The organism is Vibrio sp. Vb1755 (assembly GCF_033338635.1).
GTDB classification, from domain to species: domain Bacteria; phylum Pseudomonadota; class Gammaproteobacteria; order Enterobacterales; family Vibrionaceae; genus Vibrio; species Vibrio alginolyticus.
Window position 1 is genome coordinate 139,027 of record NZ_JAWOTA010000008.1, and the last position, 23,386, is coordinate 162,412.

The 23,386-nt window shown below is 40.6% G+C and carries 27 protein-coding genes; 3 read left to right on the forward strand and 24 right to left on the reverse strand.

Features of this window, described 5'->3' with window-relative positions; translation table 11 throughout:
* Positions 1-43 precede the first annotated feature (43 nt).
* The 12 genes from R7E00_RS10005 to R7E00_RS10065 all read right to left on the reverse strand — a co-directional run bounded on the left by R7E00_RS10005 (position 44) and on the right by R7E00_RS10065 (position 11,599).
* Entirely contained in the window at positions 44-589 is a 546-nt protein-coding gene (locus R7E00_RS10005; RefSeq protein WP_053350310.1) for a GNAT family N-acetyltransferase, read from the reverse strand.
* A gap of 253 nt (positions 590-842) precedes the next feature.
* Positions 843-1,406, reverse strand: coding sequence for a sugar O-acetyltransferase (locus tag R7E00_RS10010; RefSeq protein WP_047102727.1), 564 nt, complete (start codon positions 1,404-1,406; stop codon positions 843-845).
* Positions 1,407-1,537: 131 nt separating this feature from the next.
* A complete protein-coding gene (locus R7E00_RS10015) occupies positions 1,538-1,951 on the reverse strand; it encodes an RDD family protein (RefSeq protein WP_031781318.1) in 414 nt (137 codons plus the stop codon).
* A 141-nt stretch (positions 1,952-2,092) separates the two neighbouring features.
* Entirely contained in the window at positions 2,093-2,701 is a 609-nt protein-coding gene (locus tag R7E00_RS10020) for a pyridoxamine 5'-phosphate oxidase family protein (protein WP_005389306.1), read from the reverse strand.
* Positions 2,702-2,844: 143 nt separating this feature from the next.
* A complete protein-coding gene (locus tag R7E00_RS10025; RefSeq protein WP_053306978.1) occupies positions 2,845-3,246 on the reverse strand; it encodes a DUF2007 domain-containing protein in 402 nt (133 codons plus the stop codon).
* Positions 3,247-3,350: 104 nt separating this feature from the next.
* On the reverse strand, positions 3,351-3,872 hold the full coding sequence (locus R7E00_RS10030; protein WP_258481829.1) for a GNAT family N-acetyltransferase: 522 nt from the start codon (positions 3,870-3,872) through the stop codon (positions 3,351-3,353).
* A 147-nt stretch (positions 3,873-4,019) separates the two neighbouring features.
* On the reverse strand, positions 4,020-5,084 hold the full coding sequence (locus R7E00_RS10035; RefSeq protein WP_054575062.1) for a hypothetical protein: 1,065 nt from the start codon (positions 5,082-5,084) through the stop codon (positions 4,020-4,022).
* Positions 5,085-5,770: 686 nt separating this feature from the next.
* Positions 5,771-6,742 (reverse strand): phosphotransferase, encoded by a 972-nt coding sequence (locus R7E00_RS10040; protein WP_047102731.1) that lies wholly within the window; start codon positions 6,740-6,742, stop codon positions 5,771-5,773.
* 1,496 nt (positions 6,743-8,238) lie between these two features.
* Complete coding sequence (locus R7E00_RS10050; protein WP_053317233.1) at positions 8,239-8,880, reverse strand: hypothetical protein; 642 nt, start codon at positions 8,878-8,880, stop codon at positions 8,239-8,241.
* A 680-nt stretch (positions 8,881-9,560) separates the two neighbouring features.
* The gene (locus R7E00_RS10055) at positions 9,561-10,415 is read right to left on the reverse strand and encodes a putative phage abortive infection protein (RefSeq protein WP_227484034.1); all 855 of its coding nucleotides are present in this window, start codon (positions 10,413-10,415) and stop codon (positions 9,561-9,563) included.
* Positions 10,416-10,569: 154 nt separating this feature from the next.
* A complete protein-coding gene (locus tag R7E00_RS10060) occupies positions 10,570-10,971 on the reverse strand; it encodes an HIT family protein (protein ID WP_005537025.1) in 402 nt (133 codons plus the stop codon).
* A 139-nt stretch (positions 10,972-11,110) separates the two neighbouring features.
* Entirely contained in the window at positions 11,111-11,599 is a 489-nt protein-coding gene (locus R7E00_RS10065; RefSeq protein WP_041061900.1) for a DUF523 domain-containing protein, read from the reverse strand.
* Positions 11,600-11,855: 256 nt separating this feature from the next.
* On the opposite strand from R7E00_RS10065, the gene R7E00_RS10070 reads away from it, so the two are divergent.
* On the forward strand, positions 11,856-12,080 hold the full coding sequence (locus R7E00_RS10070; protein ID WP_164837126.1) for a hypothetical protein: 225 nt from the start codon (positions 11,856-11,858) through the stop codon (positions 12,078-12,080).
* A 278-nt stretch (positions 12,081-12,358) separates the two neighbouring features.
* Here R7E00_RS10070 and R7E00_RS10075 read toward each other — a convergent pair whose 3' ends face one another.
* From R7E00_RS10075 to R7E00_RS10090, 4 genes are all read right to left on the reverse strand, one after another.
* A complete protein-coding gene (locus R7E00_RS10075; protein ID WP_262606442.1) occupies positions 12,359-13,300 on the reverse strand; it encodes a hypothetical protein in 942 nt (313 codons plus the stop codon).
* A gap of 167 nt (positions 13,301-13,467) precedes the next feature.
* Positions 13,468-13,638 carry a hypothetical protein gene (locus tag R7E00_RS10080; protein WP_262655697.1) on the reverse strand — a complete coding sequence of 57 codons (171 nt, stop codon included), beginning with the start codon at positions 13,636-13,638 and terminating at the stop codon, positions 13,468-13,470.
* A gap of 2,192 nt (positions 13,639-15,830) precedes the next feature.
* A complete protein-coding gene (locus R7E00_RS10085) occupies positions 15,831-16,103 on the reverse strand; it encodes a nicotinamide mononucleotide transporter (RefSeq protein ID WP_170890320.1) in 273 nt (90 codons plus the stop codon).
* A 141-nt stretch (positions 16,104-16,244) separates the two neighbouring features.
* Complete coding sequence (locus R7E00_RS10090; protein ID WP_213908296.1) at positions 16,245-16,754, reverse strand: DUF4303 domain-containing protein; 510 nt, start codon at positions 16,752-16,754, stop codon at positions 16,245-16,247.
* A gap of 194 nt (positions 16,755-16,948) precedes the next feature.
* Here R7E00_RS10090 and R7E00_RS10095 point away from each other — a divergent pair, with 194 nt between their 5' ends.
* Together R7E00_RS10095 and R7E00_RS10100 are read left to right on the forward strand one after the other, a co-directional pair.
* Positions 16,949-17,233 (forward strand): type II toxin-antitoxin system RelB/DinJ family antitoxin, encoded by a 285-nt coding sequence (locus R7E00_RS10095; RefSeq protein WP_005398409.1) that lies wholly within the window; start codon positions 16,949-16,951, stop codon positions 17,231-17,233.
* Positions 17,230-17,508: a type II toxin-antitoxin system mRNA interferase toxin, RelE/StbE family gene (locus tag R7E00_RS10100; RefSeq protein WP_005398411.1), complete on the forward strand. Its 279-nt coding sequence runs from the start codon at positions 17,230-17,232 to the stop codon at positions 17,506-17,508. Before R7E00_RS10095 ends, R7E00_RS10100 begins: the two co-directional genes overlap by 4 nt.
* 105 nt (positions 17,509-17,613) lie before the next feature.
* Here the strand turns inward: R7E00_RS10100 and R7E00_RS10105 are convergent, their stop codons facing one another.
* From R7E00_RS10105 to R7E00_RS10140, 8 genes are all read right to left on the reverse strand, one after another.
* Positions 17,614-18,150, reverse strand: coding sequence for a nucleotidyltransferase family protein (locus R7E00_RS10105; protein WP_047104093.1), 537 nt, complete (start codon positions 18,148-18,150; stop codon positions 17,614-17,616).
* Positions 18,151-18,772: 622 nt separating this feature from the next.
* The gene (locus R7E00_RS10110) at positions 18,773-19,564 is read right to left on the reverse strand and encodes a DUF3800 domain-containing protein (protein ID WP_086582449.1); all 792 of its coding nucleotides are present in this window, start codon (positions 19,562-19,564) and stop codon (positions 18,773-18,775) included.
* Between the two features lie 162 nt (positions 19,565-19,726).
* Positions 19,727-20,134: a hypothetical protein gene (locus R7E00_RS10115; RefSeq protein ID WP_262606425.1), complete on the reverse strand. Its 408-nt coding sequence runs from the start codon at positions 20,132-20,134 to the stop codon at positions 19,727-19,729.
* 133 nt (positions 20,135-20,267) lie between these two features.
* The gene (locus R7E00_RS10120; protein WP_017821397.1) at positions 20,268-20,846 is read right to left on the reverse strand and encodes an ankyrin repeat domain-containing protein; all 579 of its coding nucleotides are present in this window, start codon (positions 20,844-20,846) and stop codon (positions 20,268-20,270) included.
* 167 nt (positions 20,847-21,013) lie between these two features.
* Positions 21,014-21,310, reverse strand: a complete 297-nt coding sequence (locus R7E00_RS10125) for a hypothetical protein (protein ID WP_262606426.1) — start codon at positions 21,308-21,310, stop codon at positions 21,014-21,016.
* A 397-nt stretch (positions 21,311-21,707) separates the two neighbouring features.
* Entirely contained in the window at positions 21,708-22,085 is a 378-nt protein-coding gene (locus R7E00_RS10130; protein WP_262606427.1) for a hypothetical protein, read from the reverse strand.
* A 240-nt stretch (positions 22,086-22,325) separates the two neighbouring features.
* Entirely contained in the window at positions 22,326-22,640 is a 315-nt protein-coding gene (locus tag R7E00_RS10135) for a hypothetical protein (RefSeq protein ID WP_140153872.1), read from the reverse strand.
* 153 nt (positions 22,641-22,793) lie between these two features.
* Positions 22,794-23,159: a T6SS amidase immunity protein Tai4 family protein gene (locus R7E00_RS10140; protein WP_017635409.1), complete on the reverse strand. Its 366-nt coding sequence runs from the start codon at positions 23,157-23,159 to the stop codon at positions 22,794-22,796.
* Positions 23,160-23,386 lie beyond the last annotated feature (227 nt).

The window sequence follows — 23,386 nt, forward strand, 5'->3', positions numbered from 1 at the left end:
GTACGAGCAGGCTAGATCTATTAGATGCTTTTAAGGCTGGGTACTAAACGCTGTCCAGGGGTTTAGCTAACAACCCGTAAATTGCTGAATCTGAGACTACTCCATTCACTTCCCAACGCTGCCTAAGGAAACCTTCCTTTATAAAACCTAACCGTTCCAAGACTTTACCTGAAGAAGCATTGTCTGGATCTATCTCAGCCTCGATTCGACGTAGATTCAGTGTTTTGAATGCGTGTTCGATTAATGCAGTTCCCGCCTCTAATACAATGCCTTTACCCCAGAAATGACGACTCACGCCAAAGCCAATTTCTGCGCGCCTAGACTCTTTCACGTGATTAAACAGCATTATCTTACCCAGAAGTTGGCCATTGCTCTTTAGGAAGATGCCTAGTGTCACTTCTGTATTCCTATTCATGGCCTGTGTACTCTTGGCTATAAATGTCCGCGCTTCTTCAATTGAAACCCAAGGGCCAGAGTTCCAATATTTCATGACCTCATGGTCTGAGAAGATGTCAAACAATTCGCTTGCATCATCTTCAACTAGCTCTCTTAGAATTAATCGTTCCGTTTCAATCTTTGTTACTAACATTTTGGGGTCAGCCTTTTGGTTCGTTATTGGTGACGAAAATCCAATAAAAGTGTGAGACACGTAATACAAATGATTTCGTATGAGACTTTTAAACAAGCTCAACGCACGGTAAAAGCGCCACGTGTAACGACTCTATATTGAAGCAAATTTTAGACATTCAAGTGCGTCAACAAGTAACCGTTGAACGCATCAAAGCTTGGGGTGAGTTGATCATAAGTCCTAAACTCAGGCTCAAAATAGTCCATATACTTTATTATCGCTTAGTGACGATTTCCTTCAGTACTCTGGCTGGGTTGCCACCAACAACGACATTGTCTCTAAAACTCTTTGTAACGACTGCGCCAGAGGCTACCACCACGTTGTTCCCAAGTGTTACGCCAGGGTTGATTACGGCATGGCCACCTATCCAACAATTGTCACCAATGTTTATGGGCTTTGCTAGCTCTAAACCACTGTTCCTCTCGATAGGATCTAAGGGATGAGTCGCAGTATAAATGCCAACTTGAGGCCCAAGTAAACAGTTATCACCAAACTTAACTTCCGCAACATCCAAAATCACACAACCAAAATTAGCGTAAAAATTATCTCCAACGTGAATGTTGGATCCGTAGTCGCAATTGAAAGAAGATTCAACATGAATATCGTCACCTGTTGTGCCAAACAAGCGCTTAGTTATTTGAACTCGCTTTTGTTTATGCTCAACAGACGTGGCATTCAATTTTTCAGTTAGTAACCTAGCGCTCAACCTTAACTTTAATAACTCTTCATCACTTGGGTCATAAAGCTCACCTGCTAACATTTTCTCTTTTTCTGACATAAAACTTGGACTCCAATACCAATTTTCTTACAACGCTACATTCAGTATGTGAGTAACGCTACCACCTAAGCGAGGCTGTCCCACCACGAAAACAAAGCCCGACTTGAACCCTAGTCCTCAGCGCTATCAATTTAGTGCACTACCACCACCGTTCTCACTAACTTATCACCGAGACGTTGCCTCTTTTTACCAAGAATGAAAATTGAGTCAATAAAACCGAAGAATGGAGTAATAACATTTCGAAAGAGCGACTGAAAAATATTGCACTTTTTACCCGTTCTTGCACTTATAACTGCAATGCCCAAAAGTTTTTTACCCACACTTTGACCATTTGGTAAACAATCAGAAAAAAGGTAATACGATACAGTCGCAGTTACTGCTGTAGCGCGCACAAGCTCTTTTTCAATACCGATTTCTAAGCCGACCCATAAAACGAGAGTAAAAATGCTAAAACTGACAAAAAGATCAATCATTTGTCCAACACACCTAACTCCCGGACTAGCCAAAACGTAATTTTCTAGAGTAAATTTTCCTGCATTTTTCATTTTAAAATTTGGACTAACAATTGTTTATTTGTGAACTAACGCTATTGAGACAGTAACATCCCCACTAAACCTAATCCATACTTCCGTAAAGCAAGGTCGAACCTGATTTTTCTATCTTTTCAATATATTACCACGCTTGTTCTAAAGGCTAGATTGGTAATATTTCAACATCTCTTCTTGATTAAGCGCTTTACTTTCTAACTTTTGTTGATCTTTAAAGATTTGAGCTAATGAAGGGAGAATTGAGCGATTTACTTTATAGTCATCAGACCAAAGTTTCCCTCTCATCACCGCTTTCGCACAATGAAAGTACATACTCTCTATGACTATTTTGATAACAACCTTAGGATCTTTACTTCCATCGGGGCAAGCAGATATCAAGTTGGCGTCGGTGTGAATACTTGCGATTCCTTTAATACGGAGCACTTCATCAATACCGTTTACCATCAATAACAACCCTACCTTCGGGTTACTAATGATATTTTTTAGACTATCGATACGATTGTTCCCCGAGCTATCAGGGAGCAGCAATGTTGATTCATCTAAAACTTTTACGAAGCCAGGCTCCCCTCCTTTAGGAGAAAGATCGATATACCCTTGTGAATCAGCGGTACTTAGAACTGCAAAATGGCAGTTATTAATTAATGTAATCGCATGAACATCCAGCACAGGCAGAGCTTTATTTTTAGCTCTCGCACTTGGCTCTGCGTAAATTTCTTTTAACTGCTCTATTGTTTTAATTTCACTCATTCAATGTTATTCCTTCACTATCGTATAATGCTTTGCTTGTAAGCAAGCAGTAACTCTGACTTCTTGTATAGGCACTCGACATAACTCATCGTAAAAATACTACGAGTACAAATTATCTCTTTAATGCCTTGTTATCTAAAGATTTAAAGTTTTTCACTAAACTCCCCACACTGCTTACACTTATAACCATGCTTGTAAAAAAACAGTGGAAAACCCAGTAAAATAAAAACTAAGAAAGCTGGGCGTTTACCTTTTGTAAATGCAAATAGATCTTTACTACCACATTTAGGGCAAACGTCTTTTTCTTCATCAACGTCAACTTCATTTCCCAATGATTCTGAGAAATCGCTACTAAGTATTTTTTTCGCATCTTCTGCATCACTTTCGGCCACCATCAGACGGACGCCACCAATTGCATTTGAATAAAGCCACTGAGTATTTACCGTGTGCTCGTCAGCGATGTAACTTTCTATTCCGACACTATCTAGGCTTGCTCTCGCAATATGAGCTTCATGAGGAAAAGAAAACCTTGCTACTACAATCACATATTACTCCTTGTGGGAAAACGCTCCCGTAAGGTATAAGAAACGCTAATTGGAAATGCCACGTGTAGTGTTTCTTTTTGAACAATTTATTAGCCCACTACAGACTAATACATATACCCTAACCAATCTATATGACCAACAGCCCAAGTTTTACCGCTGATAGGTTTAACATATAAATCATCTAGTTGCTCTACAGCGACACCGTAATTTTTATGTTCATGAACGCGCAACCAAGAACTTAGAGAGTTAAGGCGCTGATAACCATTAGCCACATAAAAACGCTCCAAATCGGAGACTAAAATGATGAAGTCGACATCTTTAGTGGACGCATACTCGCTGAGTTGAGACAACATTTTTGTGCCAATACCTTGTCTTTGAACTGTGCTCTCGACACAAAAGTCACTCACACCTAATACTTTATAAATTTCATCACCAACGCGAACAACTCTGTAGTCTAATCCCATGTAACCAACTAACTGATCACCTTCGTAATTCAGAACTCTCATATGCGGGAGTTGCTTATAGTAAGAGCGAGTAACTTGATGTTCAGGAAACGACTGGTTTCTAAGAGCTTCAATTGCATTATGCTGTGCTTTAGATAACTCGATTTCTGGGTAAATATCCATATTTGACCTTTGAGTATTAATGACCTTTTGGAGTTGAGCAACGCAATACCGATGCCGCCGCATACCCCTTCCCCTTAAACACTAAACGCAACGCACAGCAAAAATGCCACGCGTAGAGAATCACTCTTAAACAGATTGTTAGGCATTTTATATCCTGTGCTGCTGCAAATACTTTATTCCATAATGCAGAGATGCCACGCCTTCTAAAGTAACTTTGTATTTACTAATAGATCCCATTAATTCATCAGTACCTAATACGATTTCAGAGTGATACCATCTTTGCTGTTCAATTTCTGGCCATAGCTTCATTTCTGCAATTGTTGCTTGCGCTTTAATTCTTTTTTCTATTAGTTCAGATTTAGATAACTCAGTAAAACCAGCATAAAAGACTTGGGGCTTTCCTCCCCTAGCGAACTCCCTGCAAACAGCCATGGGAATAAGTTCTGAAATATCATTCTTTGTCAGACCAACTTCTTCCTCTAATTCAGAGTACATATGCTTTGTAAAGAAATTTTCAAAGCTAGTATCGGCAGAATCTGAGGGCCACTTTGCAACCCCGGACGAAGTGCAGTGAATACCACCAGGAAAGACTCCTACTTTCTTTACACGTTTAACCATATAGGGGACATATTCGTCTTCCTCTCTGTAATAAATGAGAGCTGCAATTCCAACTGTGTTAGCCATAGTTTTATCATTTAAATTAGGTAAGAGCCCTCCATAGATTCCACGCTGTAAGGACCTTAGTGAAATGCCATCATCATCCTGAGATGACCAATCTAATATTAAATTGGATTTACATTGGTCAAAGTATGATGCCTTCTGTAGTGAGAAGCTTATATTATCACCTGACTCTAAAACTTCATGAAGCCTGATCGCTCCTTCGTTATCTCTAACCCTTTGGGACTCTATAAGTTGACTGAACCCAAGGTCTGAGACTTTAGACCATTCTTGGTTTGGTGGTCGAAGCATGAACTTTCGATTGTTTATTTTAATTTCTATTTTCTTACCTTCAGGGTACATGCTTATTAGTTCACTGTAAGGTATAAAATGAGAAATCGGCGTTTCTTCCGAGTAAACACCTAACAGATAGCTAGTATCGTAATTTATGAAAGGATCTTTTTTGGGAGCAATTAATGACCCTTTAGCCCTTAATACAAGGTCAAGAAGTGTAAGGGATGCACCAGCAGCACCAACAATTATTTCTATAGCCATATGTCTTCCTTTTTGCCTAACGCCGAGTTAAGGTGTGAGTAGCGCAATACCGAAGATCCAGTATTACGCCTTAATCACTATACTCAACGCATAATGAAAATGCCACGCGTTACGAATCACTCTTAAGCAATTTGTTAGTACATGCGCTACTTCTATTTATGCGCTCCAAGATATTGAAAACTAGCATGATATCAAAGGCTTTGAACACTGAAGTGAGACGGGCCGCTACAAAACTTAAACTCGGTTAAGAAACGAAAGTTGGCTAGAAGAAAAACGCACTGAACAGGCCTACTTTCACTGGCTTCAAATTAGAAAAGGATTCTTTCCTCGTACTTCAACAGCCACACCAGAAGTAATCCAGGTTCTCTCAAAAGCCACAACGAAAATGAAGAAGCGCCAAAGAAATTGGCTAAGAGTTAGAAGCCGTAAACGGTGAAATCAAAGCGAACACTCCGCATATAGTGCCACCGGAAAGAACGTGAAAGGCACTAACTGAAAGGTGTAAAAACGAGCGCCAAAACAGATAAACACCAAAACTTATGACCTTTGATGCCAAACCCTTACTAACGCCGCGTTAAGGGGTGAGCAACGCTATACCACCCAACTTAAACTATTGTGCTATATACACAAAAGCTAAACTTTGAACTGAAACCGCCAAGCGTTGAGAATCCCTCTTAAACGCCTTGTTATGTACCGCCGCAAAATAATGCACTTTCAATTTTGGACCATTGAACCATGAACGGAATAAAGTCACTTTTGGGGATGAACTTCTGTGCAGCGGTATTGTTTTTTAAGAACACCTCTTCCAAAGCCCATACATGATGGTCAGCATAAACAGCCCATGCCTTTGCTCCATCGTTAAGCTCAGGTTGTGTCATAGGTTTAATAGACAGATACCCTTTTAACAAGGCCAATGATTTATTAACATCCATGTCAAACATGTACATACAGGCTCTAGCCACCTCATAACCAGGTGGCATATTTTGTACTAGGTCCCAATCAATCACATCACTTACAGCACCGTTTAAATCAAAAAAGACGTTAAAATGATGAAAGTCGCCGTGAATTAATTGCCTGCTTGTTAAAGGAGTATATGAGTGTACGGCTTGTGAGCTCGCTAGATAGTCACGCTGTTGTTTTACTCTTCGTAGCACCGAACCTTTTGCATCAAGCGCACTGTTGATTTCAATACAGGCAACTATTTTTTGTAACCTATCGACCCAAGCACTTTTATCCCATGAGAGCTCGATTGTTGGAAAACTATTTCCAGCCATAGAAGCTAGTTGAACATGCAATTCAGCCAGTGCTTTTCCTAACTGAAAAGCATGTAACTCCGACAGCTCGCTTTTTCCAATTAGCCCCCCTTTTGCTTCAGGGAATAAAGCGTAAAAGCCATCACCTATTTTGCCAAAGGAGCAGCCATCGCGCGTCAAAACTGGGGCTATTATAGTATTCAAATTTTGGGAGAGTTTTTGTAATAATTCATGCTCAAGCTTGATTTGTGCAACATTGCGAACACGATATTTTCTAAGGTAAAAAGTCTCTGAGGATTGGATTCGAAAGACATGATTAGTCGCGCCAGCTGATTGCCGATTTAAACTAGCATCAGCATCTATTTGGTTCCAGTTTTCACTAACCTCACGAACAAAATCACTCATAGTTCAATTGACCTCATAGGTACATAACGCTGCATTAAGGGGCAGCAACGCAATACTGAAGCCGCCGCATACCACCCTAAACACTTAAACCAACGCATAGTAAAAATGCCACGCGTTGCGAATCCCTCTTGAACAGTTTGTTAACTGAGCACCTTTCAGTTTTCGCTGATCTTTCAGCCACTTTCGCCAAAGCTCGTTTTGCTAATTAATGATTAACAAAGCTAACTCAAATATGTATTTAACCAAAAAATTACCGTTTATCTTTAGTTTGAAATGCGTCTCACAACACCATACTTCGGCGATGTAAGTGCGCCGAACTAATCACGAATGCCTTATATTATTAGAAGGCTTTGTGCCGCCTTTCACATCAGTAAACTTAAGTATCAAACTGAAATTATTCGCATTAGCTCAGCTAAGGAAACCGACCGAACTCCGGTTTGCTTTAGATCCCATTGAGACCAACTAATTTGATGATGCGCGACATCAATTTCAATCTTTCTAGCTTCGCCCAATAGCTTATTTATACGACTTTCCAAAAATTCCACGTTTAACTCCTAAAGAAACATAACGCCCTGCTAAGGGGTGAGCAACGCAATACAAAAGCCGCCGCAAACCACCTTAATCGCTAAATTCAACGCATAGTAAAAATGCCACGCGTTGCGAATCCCTCTTGAGCAGTTTGTTAGTCGCGAGGCACCGAGCGCCAATTTTAAGCCAAACTAAACTTTGCGAACAACAAACTTTATGTGCTTTGATGCACTTAAGTCAGGCGTAGTCTCAAAGCGGCTGTTTAATGGAACCACTTGGAACAACCAACGCCGCAGAAAACGGACTGGCAACAGTTAAGGGGTGAAGCACGCAATACCTAAGCTTCCGCATGGCACTTCAACACCGAAACCACCGCATACCAAAAATGCCACGCGTGCTGAATCCCTCTTGAACTGTTTGTTAGCACGCTGCCCTTTAAGCTTTTGGTACACGCCAAGACATTGAAATATAGCACGAAACTTATGGCTTAAAACACTAAACCAAACGGACAGCTGCCAAACTAAAAACAGACATCAAGACGTAAGTTGACTAGAAGAAAAACATGCTTAACTGCCCTTTTTCACCGCTTTCAAATTAGCAAAGAATACGGGCTTCGAACTTGAACAACAGCGACAAAGCAACGCTTGTTTTGCCGAAAATTTCTCAGCACTAAAGAAACCACACCAGAGAAATAGCCCGAAAGTTAGCAACCGTAAACGATAAACTCAAAGCGAAAACTTCACATCTAGTGCCACCGGAGCGAACATGAAAGGCACATTTGCTCCTGTGTAAAGCTAGGAAAAGAAACCAATAAACACCAAGACTTTTGATCTCTGATGCCAACCCAGTGCTAACGCCCTGTTAAGGTGTGAGCAACGCAATACCAATGCCGCCGCATATCACCTTAATCACTTAAACCAACGCATAGTAAAAATGCCACGCGTTGCGAATCACTCTTAAACAGTTTGTTAGGCTTTGCCGCGCCATCGCTTTTTCCAATTCTCAAAATCTATCGTATCAGTGCTTGAAGATAATGTGCAGACTGTTTCTTCGATCATATTCTCCAGATCTTGAATAACACCACCGCCTGCCATCACGTGAACAATGGAGCCTCCAGTACCAGCCCCATCAGGTTCTAGGTTTGATCTGTGAAACGAGAACCGACTTTGTGTGTAATCAGAAATGTAAGCGCGTGGCTCTTTACCGTCAAAGTGTAACGGTGGGAAAAATTCAGCAAGAGAAACCCAGTAATCTTGCAACGAATGGATTAGATCGTAACTACCTTGCCGCATGTTTGCTGTAATTCCACTGTCCCATAACTCTTGTGAGCTTTGCTCTACAGCTTTCTTTAGGTTGGGAAGATTATTGATAAAGTGACATTGATGAGGCTGATCAAGATAGCGCCTAGCATAGGATGTAGTTTGCGGAACCATATCAACTTGTTTGTTGCTCACTTTGCGTCTTGCTACCTCTAACATGGGTAAAAGAAAGCTCAGAAACACAAGAATAGGTTCATAGTTTGCGTCAGGTTGCTTTATCCAGAAAGCGCCAATAATTAGAGCAACGATTAGCAATACTATTTCACTAGCCGTAATAAATACCTTTATCAAAGTTACCTCCATTTTCTAGAAAGAAGCCTAACGCCTTGCTAAGGTGTGAGTAACGCAATACAAAAGCTACCGCACAGCGCCTTAATCACATAAGCCACCGCAAAGTAGAAATGCCACGCGTTACGAATCACTCTTAAGCAATTTGTTAGTACATGCGCTACTTCTATTTATGCGCTCCAAGATATTGAAAAGTGGCATGATATGAAAGGCTTTGAACACTGAAGTGAGACGGGCAGCTACAAAACTTTACCCCGATTGAAAGACGAAAGTTGGCTAGAAGAAAAATGCACTGAACTGCCCTACTTTCACTGGCTTTAAATTAAAAAAGGATTCTTTCCTCGTCACTCAACAGCCACACCAAAAGTAATCAAGGCTCTCTCAAAAAACACCACGAAAATGAAAAAACGCCAAAAAGTTAGAAGCCGTAAACGGTGAAATCAAAGCGAACACTCCGCATATAGTGCCACCGGAAAGAACGTGAAATGTACAAACTGAAAGGTGTAAAGACGAGCGCCAAAACAGATAAAAACCAAAACTTATGACCTTTGATGTCAAACCCGTACTAACGCCCAATTAAGGTGTGAAGCACGCTAGCACTGCACCCCATTTGATCACCGTAAACACTGAACTTAACCCAAACTAAAAATGCCAAGCGTGCTGAATCACTCTTAAATTGTTTGTTATGATTGTACTTCTGGGTGTTCACCAAAAGCCGATTTGTCATATTTTCCAAACAACTCCTTTTGCCACTCGGCATCAATATGTAGGTGTTCCAATAAGGAATAGCGTTCAACCAGTTGGCGATATTTATAGTATGGGTCTAGAGGATCTACAACTACACAATTGATGGCTAATAATTGGATAACTTCCTTATTCAAGAAAGAGCGAACAATGTTGGAGTAAAATTTCTCGGTTCTAGTAACTTTTTTTTCGACCGCGGCTTCAAACAGCATTGGTTCAGCATCGAACCGACTATTTTCCAAAATAAACTTGAGTATATGGTAAAGAACCCTGAAGTAGTGGCTCGTATCGCTTGAAGATTCACGCATTTTAGCGACTCTCTGCTCAATAGTATTACCAGTACCATTTTTAATAACAGCATTATGCAGCTTCATGATTTTTGAAGCCGTCGGGCGATCCATGACTATCAAACGCTCATTTAATCCGTCAAAGACGGTATTGAGTTGGTTTAGTAAAGAAAAGAATGTGTCTTCAAATCGCTTTTTTTCTTGAGTTAGCGCCTGTTCTTTTTGAGCCTTCTCAGTTTCCTTGAGCACTTTCTGAGTTTCAGATAATTCGGTCTTTTGAATTAGTACTGATTGAGTTAACCAATAGAAAGCTAATAAGGCTATCAGTGGATTTAAGATGCCACCAATAAAGTCTCCAAAGGTGCCCCAAATCGAACTATCAGTCGAGAGAGGAAGGTTATTTATAAAATAAAACCAAACTAAATAAACCGTAGGTATCAGAGCTATTAGAGAAAACGCCAATATTTTTGCTCTTTTTATACTCTTTGCTAAGTCACTAATTTCCAATATTACCTCCAAAATCATAACGCCTTGTTAAGGTGTGAGGCACGCAATACCTAAGCCACCGCATACCACCTTAACCACTGAACCTAACGCATAGTAAAAATGCCACGCGTGCCGAATCACTCTTGAACAATTTGTTAGCATACTTTTTCAATGCTCATAGATCTTTAAGTGATTCTCTTAGTTTATCCATAGTTTGAATTCCAAGTTCACTACTAACCCAACCGTACTGGTCTCCATGAAACCTAGGGAAAATATGCAAATGGTAGTGATCGAGCTCGTTGAAGTGAGGAGCCTCTCCATTGTTTTGCATAAAGCCGATACCATCAGGATTGAACTTAGCTTCTATACGTTTATATAAATCTCTTGCAACGTCGGTGATCTCAAAAAATACAGACTCAGGCAGGTCAATAAAAGTACGGTATTGAGTCTTAGGACAAATTAAAATATGCCCAAAGTTGATTGGATCATGATCTGCAAAAGCTATAACTTGGTCAGATTCGTACACGATGACCGAGTCAATTTCACGATTCACAATTTGTTCGACTATCGTAGCCATCTGAACTCCTATCAAAGTATGCTAACGCCCTGTTAAGGGGTGAGCAACGCAATACCAATGCCGCCGCATACCACCTTAATCACTAAAATCAACGCATAGTAAAAATGCCACGCGTTGCGAATCCCTCTTGAACAGTTTGTTAGCTATTTTTTTCCAACGCCTCTCGGAGCTTAGCTATCGTATGTTGACTGTAGACTTTAATTCCATTGCGCTCTAACAATGCAGTAGCTACCCCTGAGCCATCGATTTTGATCCCGTTGAATGTACCGTCATAAATTTTTGAACTGCCACAGGAAGGACTGCCTTCAGCGAGTATCGCGTACTTTATTTGCTGTTTTTTGCAAAGCTCCAAAGCGTTCTCTGCCCCACTTACAAATTGTTCAGTAACATCAATACCATCATTTCCAACAACGTTTGCCAAACCATCAAGCACATCAACACCTTTACCAGTAATGATTTCGGCAGGTGCTCTAGGAATAGGTAAACCTGCTGAGACTTCGGGGCAGAAGGTCACTAGTTCTGCGTTTGACTTGAGCCATAGCAACTCAGGCTCTTTGACTGATAAACAGCTCGCATTGTATCTAACGTTGTTTCCAACCAGACATGAACTAACGAGAACTTTTACCACTGGAACTCCTTTATATACTAGAAATAGCTAACGCCCTGCTAAGGGGTGAGCAACGCAATACCGAAGCCGCCGCATACCACCTTAATCACTTAAACCAACGCATAGTAAAAATGCCACGCGTTGCGAATCCCTCTTGAGCAGTTTGTTAGTTTGCAAACCCAAAGCGTTGATTTTAAGTTATTTTAAGCTTTGCAAACAATAAACCTTATGTGTTTTGATTCACTTAAGTCAGGCGTAGTCCCAAAGCAGCTACTCAATGAAACCACGTGGAACAAACAACGCCGCAGAAAACGAACTCACAACACCAAAAAGCGCTTTTGGAAAACCAATCTCACAATACGGACTTTCAACAAAGCCACTGAAACCACATGAACTTACCACACCAGAGAAAACGCCATTTCAGCGAGTAGATCGGCTTTTGCACCAACAAACTCAACGAGCAGAGTTTCAGCAAAAAAAGTACAGCTTGGTTAACCCATAACTCGCCGCACCAAAGAACAAATCAACCGTTGAAACGATGCCAATTTTGGATTTTCACCACGCTAGTTAACACTGAAATTGAACACTGATATGGCTATTTAGACTCTCAGCTTTTACCACTAGATCTTGCGATATAGCTGCGTTTTTCCTCTTGCAAACTAACGCCCAATTAAGGGGTGAGCAACGCCTACACCCAAACCTAAAGCATTGTGCTATAAACACTAAATTTGAAGTAGAAGCAAAAATGCCGTGCGTTGTGAATCCCTCTTAAATTGCTTGTTAGCCTTCTTCGCAAAGATATATCCATAGCTTTAGTTTAAGAGACTCTGTCATTGACCAAATGTTATTAACCAACCAAGAATACAATACTGAATGGTCTAAACACCTAACACCAGCTTGGGACTCACCAGGATAGGCATTCGGGTTTGTAGAAAACAGCACAACTTGCGTTGTATCAGTGACAAACCTTTCATACTGTTTCGGTGGTAGTGGATCTGGGTATTTCCCCGATTTTACTTGGACACTACAAACTTCAGAACGTTTGTTTACCATTGAGAATTCAAATGTAGGCTTACTTCTAAAACATGTTGATTTAACTAAACACCAACCTTGCGTTTGCAGATACATTGAAACCGCATCTTCTACTTCATCAGGCGTCATGATGGAAAAAAGCAAATACATATCGATTTCATAAAGTCTGTTAGACAGCACTTTTGTGTCTATTTCTGGACACCAATCAGGGTCCTCAAATAACCGGTCGAAAATGATGTCATTGCAATTTCTTTCTTTTGAATTAACCTTTATACGTTGAATCATTCGCTGTGCAATGGTTCCTCGCTGAACAGCGCCAGAGACAAAGATCTCAGGAACTTTAACCCATTCTGCTTTCCTCGCATGACCAAGATCAAATCGAGAAAACTGTTCATCGATTTCACAGCCTAATACAATTTCTTCTTGAGCTCGACACAGATAGTAATGTCCTTGCTGATGTAACCAAACATGATCTCCGCACTTCACTTCTTCGAGCAATTTGCGCACAGCATACGGCCACTTGCTAAATCTTTTAATAACCAGAGACTTTGCTTCCTCCAAAGTATTCGGTTGAGAATCCAAATAGGCCGCAGACCAACCAACTCCTAGTAAAGATTTGTCTCTGCACAAATTGAATGCATTAAAACCTGATTCACTATCAGGCTTTATAGATAATTTCCATGTACTCATAGAGATATTCCTAGAAGGCTAACGCCGCATTAAGGTGTGAGCAACGCTGCCACATAACTAAACCATACCACCGAAAACACAAAACCCAACGCAGAGACAAAAATGCCAAGCGTTGGGAATCACTCTTAAATGCTTTGTTAGCCCTTGGACCAACGTCAAACAATATATTAATCTTCCACGACATCACTAGGGCGGCTGCCTTTCACAACCATTAAGCACTCATAATAAGTATTTAATACGTCTTCTTTATCTCTTCGACCGGTACCAATGATTTTATTCATTAGTTTGTATGCAACTTCTTCTTTTGTGTTGTTTTCAATAACTACGCCATCTGACATTTTAAAATCTCTATTAACTGGTAGGAAAGTAGCAGTATAAGATGCAACAACTAGCATAATCTGTGTACTAAATCATATTTCTTATAGGCACTTAGAGGGCTAACGCCCAATTAAGGGGTGAACAACGCCTCCACCCAAACCTAAAGCATTGTGCCATCAGCACTAAATTTGAAGTAGAAGCAAAAATACCAAGCGTTGAGAATCCCTCTTAAATTGCTTGTTATAAAACTTTTAAGCGCACTACTTTAACGAGTTCCCATCCCACAAATGTTCAGGATCAGGTAAAAAAGTAACACCACAACCTATACCGTTAGGATTGTAATTTTGAACAGATACCAACCAACCACCGGGAACTTTTGTTCTATATGACTTCTGAACACCACCAACATTTTTCAGTGTTTCCCAATCTAGAGTTGCTTCTCCGCGTACTCTTTTGAAACGCAATTGTTCTGCATTATATTTTTTGTTTCGGACCAGAGTTTTAATGCTTTGTCTTTTGTGTAAGCTTTAGTGCTTTCACAGACAACAGCGAAACCATCCTGCTGTAATCCTCTGATTTGATCACCAGCGTAATCGTCAACGATATCTACCGCAATTGAGATATCATCTTTTCTAAAATAATGTATTCATTCACGTCATTTCTCGCCTAGTTTTATAACGCCCTGCTAAGGGGTGAGCAACGCAATACCGGTGTTACAGCACACCACCTTAATCACAAAAACCAACGCATAGTAAAAATGCCACGCGTTGCGAATCCCTCTTGAGCAGTTTGTTAGTCGCGAGGCACCGAGCGACAATTTTAAGCCAAACTAAACTTTGCGAACAACAAACTTTATGTGCTTTGATGTACTTAAGTCAGGCGTAGCCTCAAAGCGGCTATTCAATGAAACCACTTGGAACAATCAACGCCGCAGAAAACGAACGGACAACACCAAAAGCGCTTTTGGAAAGCTAATCTCACAGTGCGGACTTTCAACGAAGTCACTGAAACCACGTGGAATTTACCACACCAGAGAAAACGTCATTTCAGCGAGCAAATCGGATTTTGTACCGACAAACTCACCGAGCGGAGTTGCAACCAAAAACAGATTTTCGGTTGCCCCGCTCTATCACCACCAAAGAACGAAACAACCGCTTGGAAAATAGCAATGCATTGATTTAGAAACGATGAAACTGAGCTTTGACCGTCGAAGATGGAACTATGCACCAAACAACCAGTAGCCAAGTTTTGAGCTTAGAAACATGATTTTGACTGCTAGCTTTTCTGGCGACTAACGCCGCGTTAAGTAGTGAGCAACGCCTGCCACCTAACCTAAACCATTACGCCGTAAACACTTAACCCAACATAGAATGCAAAACCCCAAGCGTTGGGAATCTGCCTTAAACGCCTTGTTAGCATTCGAGCTTAAACTTGGATACTTTTTATGGAGCAAAGTATCGAGCACACTCTGAAGCAGATAACCCAGGACAAGTTACCGCTTTCGCATCGAGCGCCTTCCGAGTTTTCTTTTTGTGGAGTTCCTGAATAACTAAGTATCCCCAATAACCTCTTTGTGCAGTAACTATAATTTCTTCTCCAACTGAAAAATAATGAGATGCTATGTCATTGGAATCATATTTAAGTTCTCTTTCACCGTCGTTGATACACAGATACTTTATTCTCCCACCTTTGACTGAGCGCTCACCTTTACAAGTAACCGTGTAGTTGATTTTTTACTACATCGCCATCCACATACCTTTCATTTGAAATTGACATCCCAATTCTTATTAAGATAAACAGCGGAATAACCAGAATTGGTAACAAACGAATTGCAGAGTTGGGACTCTTTCCATACTTTCCATGTTCCACTATTATGTTTTCGGCGCGTTTAACTCTTCTAATTTTATACATGTATAAAATCGCAGTTAGAAATACTGCCAAGAAAGCTGAAACATAAGTCAAAACACCATTGTCGAGAGTATTGTGATATACCGAAACCCTTGCCTTAAACACAATAAACAATACAAAAATCAATGGAGCTATCAATGATACAATCTGAATACTTCCTCCTAGAATGCTAACGCCGCGTTAAGTAGTGAGCAACGCTAACCACCTAACCTAGACCATTGCACCGTAAACACTTAACCCAACTTTGAATGCAAAACGCCGAGCGTTGGGAATCTGCCTTAAACGCCTTGTTATGTGCGAACTTTCAACTTGTAGATGACTGCTCAGCAACGCTTACTTTAGGCTCTTTCTCTGGTGCCGACCATTTGATGATCGCTCTAAGATTCATTGAGAAAAAGATGATATTTGCAATTATCATTGCCACACTACCAGTAAGGTAACCAACTGCTACCCAACTAGTGTTGCCGCACATCATTAAAATGAACCCAATTTTGTTCTTATTTCCAATTTGCCAAATAGCAAGAAATGTTAGTACCATTGCAATCCAATCGATTCCATAGTACTGAAAATATTCCATTTTTCCTCCTAGCACATAACGCCTTGTTAAGGTGTGAGGCACGCAATACCGAAGCTCCCGCATACCACCTTAACCACTAAAACTAACGCATAGCAAAAATGCCACGCGTGCCGAATCACTCTTGAACAATTTGTTATACATTTATTCCGCCGCCTCTCGAAGCCAACTATCTAAGGACTCACGCGGATTTAACCTATATGCTCGTTCAACGTTTGTCGCGTCTGGCGGCATGATTTCTGCGTTGATATAAAGTTTATTTCGACAATTTAAGCTATCGAAGTAACCTTCAATATCCAAGCGCTTAAGAGTCAACTCCATCGCAGATAAAAGAGCTGCCGTAGTTTCTTCACTAAAACCACATTCAGCGGTCACATTGTCCAAAAGAAGTTCAACACCTGAGAAGTATTCATCACAGAAACCAAACAACGGTGAGTCTGCATATGACCATTTTATTTCTTCTCGGTCTTCAAAGGATGAAGCTTCGGTTTGCAATAGTTCGTCAGACCAAGCCGAAAATATAGGTCGATGCCCCTCTCCAGTTGTGACCAAAGCTACGTAATAAAAGTGATGCTGCGGAAACTCAGACGACAACCTTACTATTATTGATTTGGTCGCCTTGTAGAGCATATTTTCTAGTTGCTTAAGTTTCATATTGCTCCAAATGTATAACGCCCTGTTAAGGTGTGAGCAACGCAATACAAAAGCCCCTTCATAACACCTTAAACACTAAACGCAACGCATAGCAAAAATGCCAAGCGTTGCGAATCACTCTTAAACAGATTGTTAGTTGCCCATCTCAAAGCCTAGTGCTAACATTTGTACACACACCAACAAAGGAATACATCATGGACACTAGAATTCAATTTCGTGTTGATGAAGAAACAAAACGCCTAGCTCAACAAATGGCTGAAAGCCAAGGTCGAACTCTAAGTGATGCTTGCCGTGAACTTACTGAGCAACTCGCTGAACAACAAAGAAAAACATTATCTCACGATGCATGGCTAACTGAACAAGTAAACCTAGCATTTGAGAAGTTTGACTCAGGAAAATCCGTTTTCGTTGAGCACCAAACTGCTAAGTCTCGAATGGAAGAGCGCAAGGCCAGAATCCGTAATCGAGGTAAGCAATGATTTTATGGGAAGAAGAGTCACTTAATGATCGTGAAAAGATCTTCGAGTTTCTCTATGACTTTAACCCTGATGCAGCAGAAAAAACTGACAACCTCATTGAAGCAAAAGTAGAAAACTTGCTTGAACAACCTTTAATGGGCGTACAACGAGATGGCATCCGCGGACGATTGCTTATTATTCCTGAGATTTCGATGATTGTGTCTTACTGGGTCGAGGGCGATATCATCCGAGTTATGCGTGTACTCCACCAGAAACAAAAATTCCCTACGGATTGATACTCGCTCTGGGGAACTAACGCCGCATTAAGGTGTGAGCAGCGCTTGGCTATACTTGAGCGAAGCGAAAACGCCAAGCGTTGAGAATCACTCTTAAATGCTTTGTTAGGGCACTGTTCTCAAAGATGGCCACCTTACTAGCCAGCCCTTTGAATTTACACGATTTTCAAACGTTTCTCGTGACCTTTTAGGGTTATGTGTGACACAGTAACCAAATAAGGATTCGTACCCAAAAGCTGCAATACATTCATAGCTATCAGGTGCGACTTGTCGAATGGCAACAGCTGTCTCTTGTTCTGGCCAATAGCTCATAGCATCAAGGGAGCATGTGTAGGGTAAATCGCCATTCCGAGTATGCATTAGTGCTTGGTTACGAACTTGCCAGTTAACTTCTGGCATTAGCTGCTTGAGCTGAGATTCGTGGTGTAAATATGCATTAGGGTCGTTCTCGTCTGGAGCAAAGTAAATAACATCTGCATCGTTCAATGGTGTTGCTACATCAAAGCCATGCAGTGCATCCCAAACAAGATTACGAACGAAACCAGCTGCAATGTAACACTGAGGCAAGCCCAATTTAGATACGCACTCTAAGGCTTTAACTCTAACTGGATCTTGCTTGATTAATTCTACGATTCTATCCATTTTCGCCCTGTGCCCTAACGCCCTGTTAAGGTGTGAGCAACGCAATACCGAAGCTTCCGCATGCCACCTTAAACATTAAAACCAACGCATAGTAAAAATGCCACGCGTTGCGAATCACTCTTAAACAGTTTGTTATGTGCGCGGTTAAGTGATTCTCATATCTTTTCTGAACGATGCATCACCGTATAGTGAGTGCCCAGTTTTGTACATTAATCTGGGATTATCACATTACCGTAAAGATCTTGATTTGTAAGTTGATTCACCTTTTCTAACAAGCTTGCCACCTTAAAATAGGCTGAAGTGTTATCTGCCTTTTTATATGCTAAATCCATGCATCTCGACCTAAGATCTGAAGAGACAACTTTCAGCGCCTCAACTACTTCGGCGTTATTCGGACTCTTTTCTAGGTATTTTTCCCAACGAAGTAGGCTTTCTCGAACTGCTTTTTCTTCGCTAAGTTCAGTATATCTTCTGCTGACATGAATACATTATTCCTATAAGCACATAACGCCCTGTTAAGGTGTGAGCAACGCAATACCAATGCCACCGCATACCACCTTAATCACTAAAACCAACGCATGATGAAAATGCCACGCGTTGCGAATCACTCTTAAACAGTTTGTTAAGTGCGCTTTGGAAGCGGGTACTTTAACTTAACTTCTTTTGTTTCAACTTCACGAGGTCCTTTAGTAGGGTCATGGAAATACCAAATATTAAACTTACGTTCATGTGGTTTAGTATCATACAATAAAGTATCCCAACCTAGATAACTTGCAATATTTTCAGCCACTTTCAGCTTGGCGGGAGAGCTAGCCTTACCTTGGAACGCACTCATTACCGCTCCTAGTAAAAAGTCGGCAATTTGAATTTGCTCTGACTCCTTTGAGTCTTTAGTTACAACCGAGCGAATTGGCACTTCACCACCAAATTGATTTTTAAGCATGCTATTAGCGATTTTATGAAATGCTTCATCTGCTTTCTTGTAGCGCGAAGGCAAAGGATCTACTTCGATACGAAACTCACATTGTCGTTGAGGATGGGCTTTGTGAATTGCGCTAATTTTGGTCTGAATTAATTTTGTGAAATGCTTGCGCATTGCTAGGTCGTAGTCACCGTCGTGATACTTTTTATCGACCATGCCCTTTCGGATAACAATACAATGAAAAGCTAACCATTGATGCTTGAAAAATGTTTCTATTAGATCTTCATAAAACCCAGCGTAATGCTTTTTATGAGCCTTTTGCCACTTAATTTCATTGGTATATTTATGTGCTTCTCTTAGCTCTCGAATAATTCGAACAAAGTCTCCGCGCCTTTGATACTTCATCCAAAGTGAACCAAAACCATAATATTTCTGACCATCTACGCCTGATTCATCACACGCTACATGCCAAATTAATTTACCATCTTGCATTTCACCTCCAATGTCACAATTACTCGAAAGCACTTAACGCTCTGTTAAGGGGTGAGCAACGCATTACCGAAGCAGAAGCAAACCACCTTAATCACTAAAACCAACGCATAGTGAAAATACCACGCGTTGCGAATCCCTCTTAAACAGTTTGTTAGCTGTGTTTTACAACACGAGCTTTGCTCCCAGCATACCGAGTACTGCGATAGCTACCATCGTAAACCAAAGGTAAATCATAAAAGATAGGCATAACGAAAATAAACCTCTCACAGCTTTATCTAAGTTTGCACCTTCATCGTGCTGTAAAAAATACGCTAGTTCTGCTGTAGGTATTGATCCAGTAGAACTCTTAAATTTGAGCTTTAACATCATCAGGCCCATTGAGACTGGAAGACTAGATACTAGTAAAATGATTCCCACCGAAATCCAGACATTCTCGGGGGATTCATTACCTAAAACCACTGCTGCCCCGAACAACACTAAAAGCATTCCCAGAAAGCCCTTGAAAGATGACAACAACGAGTCTCTTGTTTTTATATACAGCCAGAATAGCGGCTTATCGTATTTTCTCATTTTTTCCTTAAACAGCTAACGCCCTGTTAAGGGGTGAGCAACGCAATACAAAAGCCGCCGCATACCACCCTAAACACTAAAACCAACGCATAGTAAAAATGCCACGCGTTGCGAATCCCTCTTGAACAGTTTGTTAGGTGGGATTGTCGCACGCCATAAGCAATGCTTTCAGCTCTAAATTCAATGAAGCCTCACCAATTTTTCTTGCTGAATTTCCCAATTGATTGCGGTAATTACAATCGGCTCCCGCCTCTAATAATAACCTAACACCTTCGATATTCTCATTGATTGCAGCAATCATTAATGGTGAGTTGTAAACATACTCCTGAGTAAGAAGTAAATTGGGATCACCTCCATTATCAAGAAGTAGCTTTAATATTTTGTTATTGGAGAAGTTAGCAGATGCAAAAACTGGGCTATTCCCTTCATAATTCTGTATGTTGGGGAGCGCACCACTTGATAGTAAAGTTTTTACCAGTTCATGGTCACCAAGAAATGACGCCATGAGTAATAGTGACGCTCCACATGAATTGACTGTATTAACGTCCATTCCCTTCTTCAACAAACGTTGAGCATACGAGCTGCTTTTTCCCTCAATCATCTGATAAATTGCGATATTTATAGGACTACTAGGGTCGTTTCTGCTTTTGCAAGAACTTGAATCACTTGTCAAAAACACTATGGATAAAGCTGCTAGTAAAAATCGCTTCAAAATAATCCCTCCTAACGCCGCATTAAGGGGTGAACAACGCACTCCACCCGAACTAAACCATTGTGCCGTAAACACTTAAGCTAATTCAAACCAAAACTGCCAAGCGTTGTGAATCCCTCTTGAATGCTTTGTTATGTGCGCGCTAGACAGTTACGCTAATACATCGTTTATTTAATTGATAAAACTACACGCTCACCATTATCTTCAATATCAGCAATTATTCCAGAATACTTCGATAATTGTTCATCTTTCGCTGCTTCTTGCAATACGTCAGCAACTACCCTGTATATTTGTTTAAGCTCTCGACTATCACAGTTATTGGATTCAGCATTTCGCAACAGAAATCGAATGATGGCTTCAGGTGTATGTTTCCCTGCCAATACAACTATAAATAAAGGAACTGTAATATTAGTCTTTACTTTTTCTGAGGATAAATCAGTTACCTTAACATTGAAAAACTTCATAAGATCCATCTACCGTGGTTTTTATCAGGACGAAGCACATAACGCCCTGTTAAGGTGTGAGCAACGCAATACCAAAGCCGCCGCATACCACCTTAAACGATAAACGCAACGCATAGTAAAAATGCCACGCGTTGCGAATCACTCTTAAACAGTTTGTTAGCTTTATTTTAGAGAAGGTCTCTTGAAAAATTGACCACATTATCTCCAAATACACTTATAGCATCGTTTCGTAGTGATTTAATGAGCAACCTCAGTTCAATCAGATCGTTACCGTAGTCTGATATTTCATCCTCATCGTCAGAGTTCTCACAAACATGTGCCCATTGCTTTTCCAATGACTCCAAACCTTCTAGGACTAATTTCATATCCGAAGATGCTAAATCTAAAGTTATCCGTCTCAAACTACTTTACCCTCTTTTTTAAACACCCTTGTTGCTTTCAAAGCCATCTCTTCCAGTAACCCCTTATACTTATCTAAAGGCATATTTGTGACAGGTGCGATACCGTAATGATGTGGCTTATCGTTTACAAGCTTTAGCCCCTGAGGAGGGCGCGTGTTGGGTGGAAACCTCCAAACCCAACCCGTCATATTAGATTGGTTAATCCCAGTCTTGTCAAACACACTGATCCCCTTTCCATTAGCAATAATTACCGTTATACCGTTTAACTGCATCGTGTCCACATCCCTAGCTCTCACATGCGATAGCTTGGGAGTTTCCTTATTACCAATCCTAAATAGTTCTTCGGGTAAGATGTAAAAATTTTTCGGAAACATAATTAACTCCAGATGCAACAAAACCTGAACATTAATTACGAACTAACAAGTGACCTAATTGTCGATATTAAATATACGATGGAGTTAAAACTCGTGTGTAATAGCCATGAAAGCTAACGCCCTGTTAAGGGGTGAGCAACGCAATACAAAAGCCGCAGCATACCACCTTAAACACTTAAACCAACGCATTGTAAAAATGCCACGCGTTGCGAATCCCTCTTAAACAGATTGTTATGTGTTTTACTTAAAAGGTAGATCTCCATACGCCCAGATTAACGTTCCTAATACACCTAAAGCTAGTGCCAACCATTGATACCAAATTTGAGTATTGATATATAAATTCTGATTTCTCGTCGTCATTTTCCAGTTACCTTCGTGAAAGCCTATGTATATACCTGCAGCTCCCATCAAAGCACCCGAACGTTGAAACCAAAAATAACCATCTTCAGTACTAATGTCAGAATATAACGAGATTGAACTTAAAATTATTACAATCACAGTGGGAAATACAACATGAATAAACTGAGACAACTTAGGTTCGTCATTCGAACTCATTATAAAATACCTTCTATTAACTTTTTTCGGGACACATAACGCCCTGTTAAGGTGTGAGCAACGCAATACCGAATCCCCTGCATACCACCTTAAACATTAAAACCAACGCATAGTGAAAATGCCACGCGTTGCGAATCACTCTTAAACAGATTGTTATAACTCTGGTTTTGCCTTTGAGTACAGCTTATGCACGACGTCCGAATTAGAGAAATCGATACAATAGGCTAACTCTATCACGCTACCATTTTTTGATTTGTAAGCTGTAGTATTTCCGCTTTCCAATAACTCACTTAGATCAAAGAATACCTCCAAAGGCAAATCCGAGAACTCTCGATAACCTTGCATTGCTGTGACCGCATCTTTAGCCACATCAGAGCCCTTGTATTTGGTTGCGATACAAGATGAAAGAGCAAAATTTTTGAACAATCGTTCATCACTTTGAGTGCTTAGAGGGCTTGCGTTGAGTCCCAAACTAAAAACAGCAACCCAAATGGTACCGACTAATATTCTAGTTTTCATAGGTTAGCCCTCTTTGCTTCTGAGAAGTAATGATGAAATGACAAAAGAGTTATAACGCTGCGTTAAGGGGTGAATGCCGCCTAAACCAACTTTCAGCAGACCACTTTCACCACAAAACTCACTGCAAACCAAAAATGCCACGCGGCATGAATCCCTCTTGAACGCCTTGTTATGCTTAAGCTTCAATAAGTTACGTTTTTCTGAAAACAAGATTAACTCGACTTTGA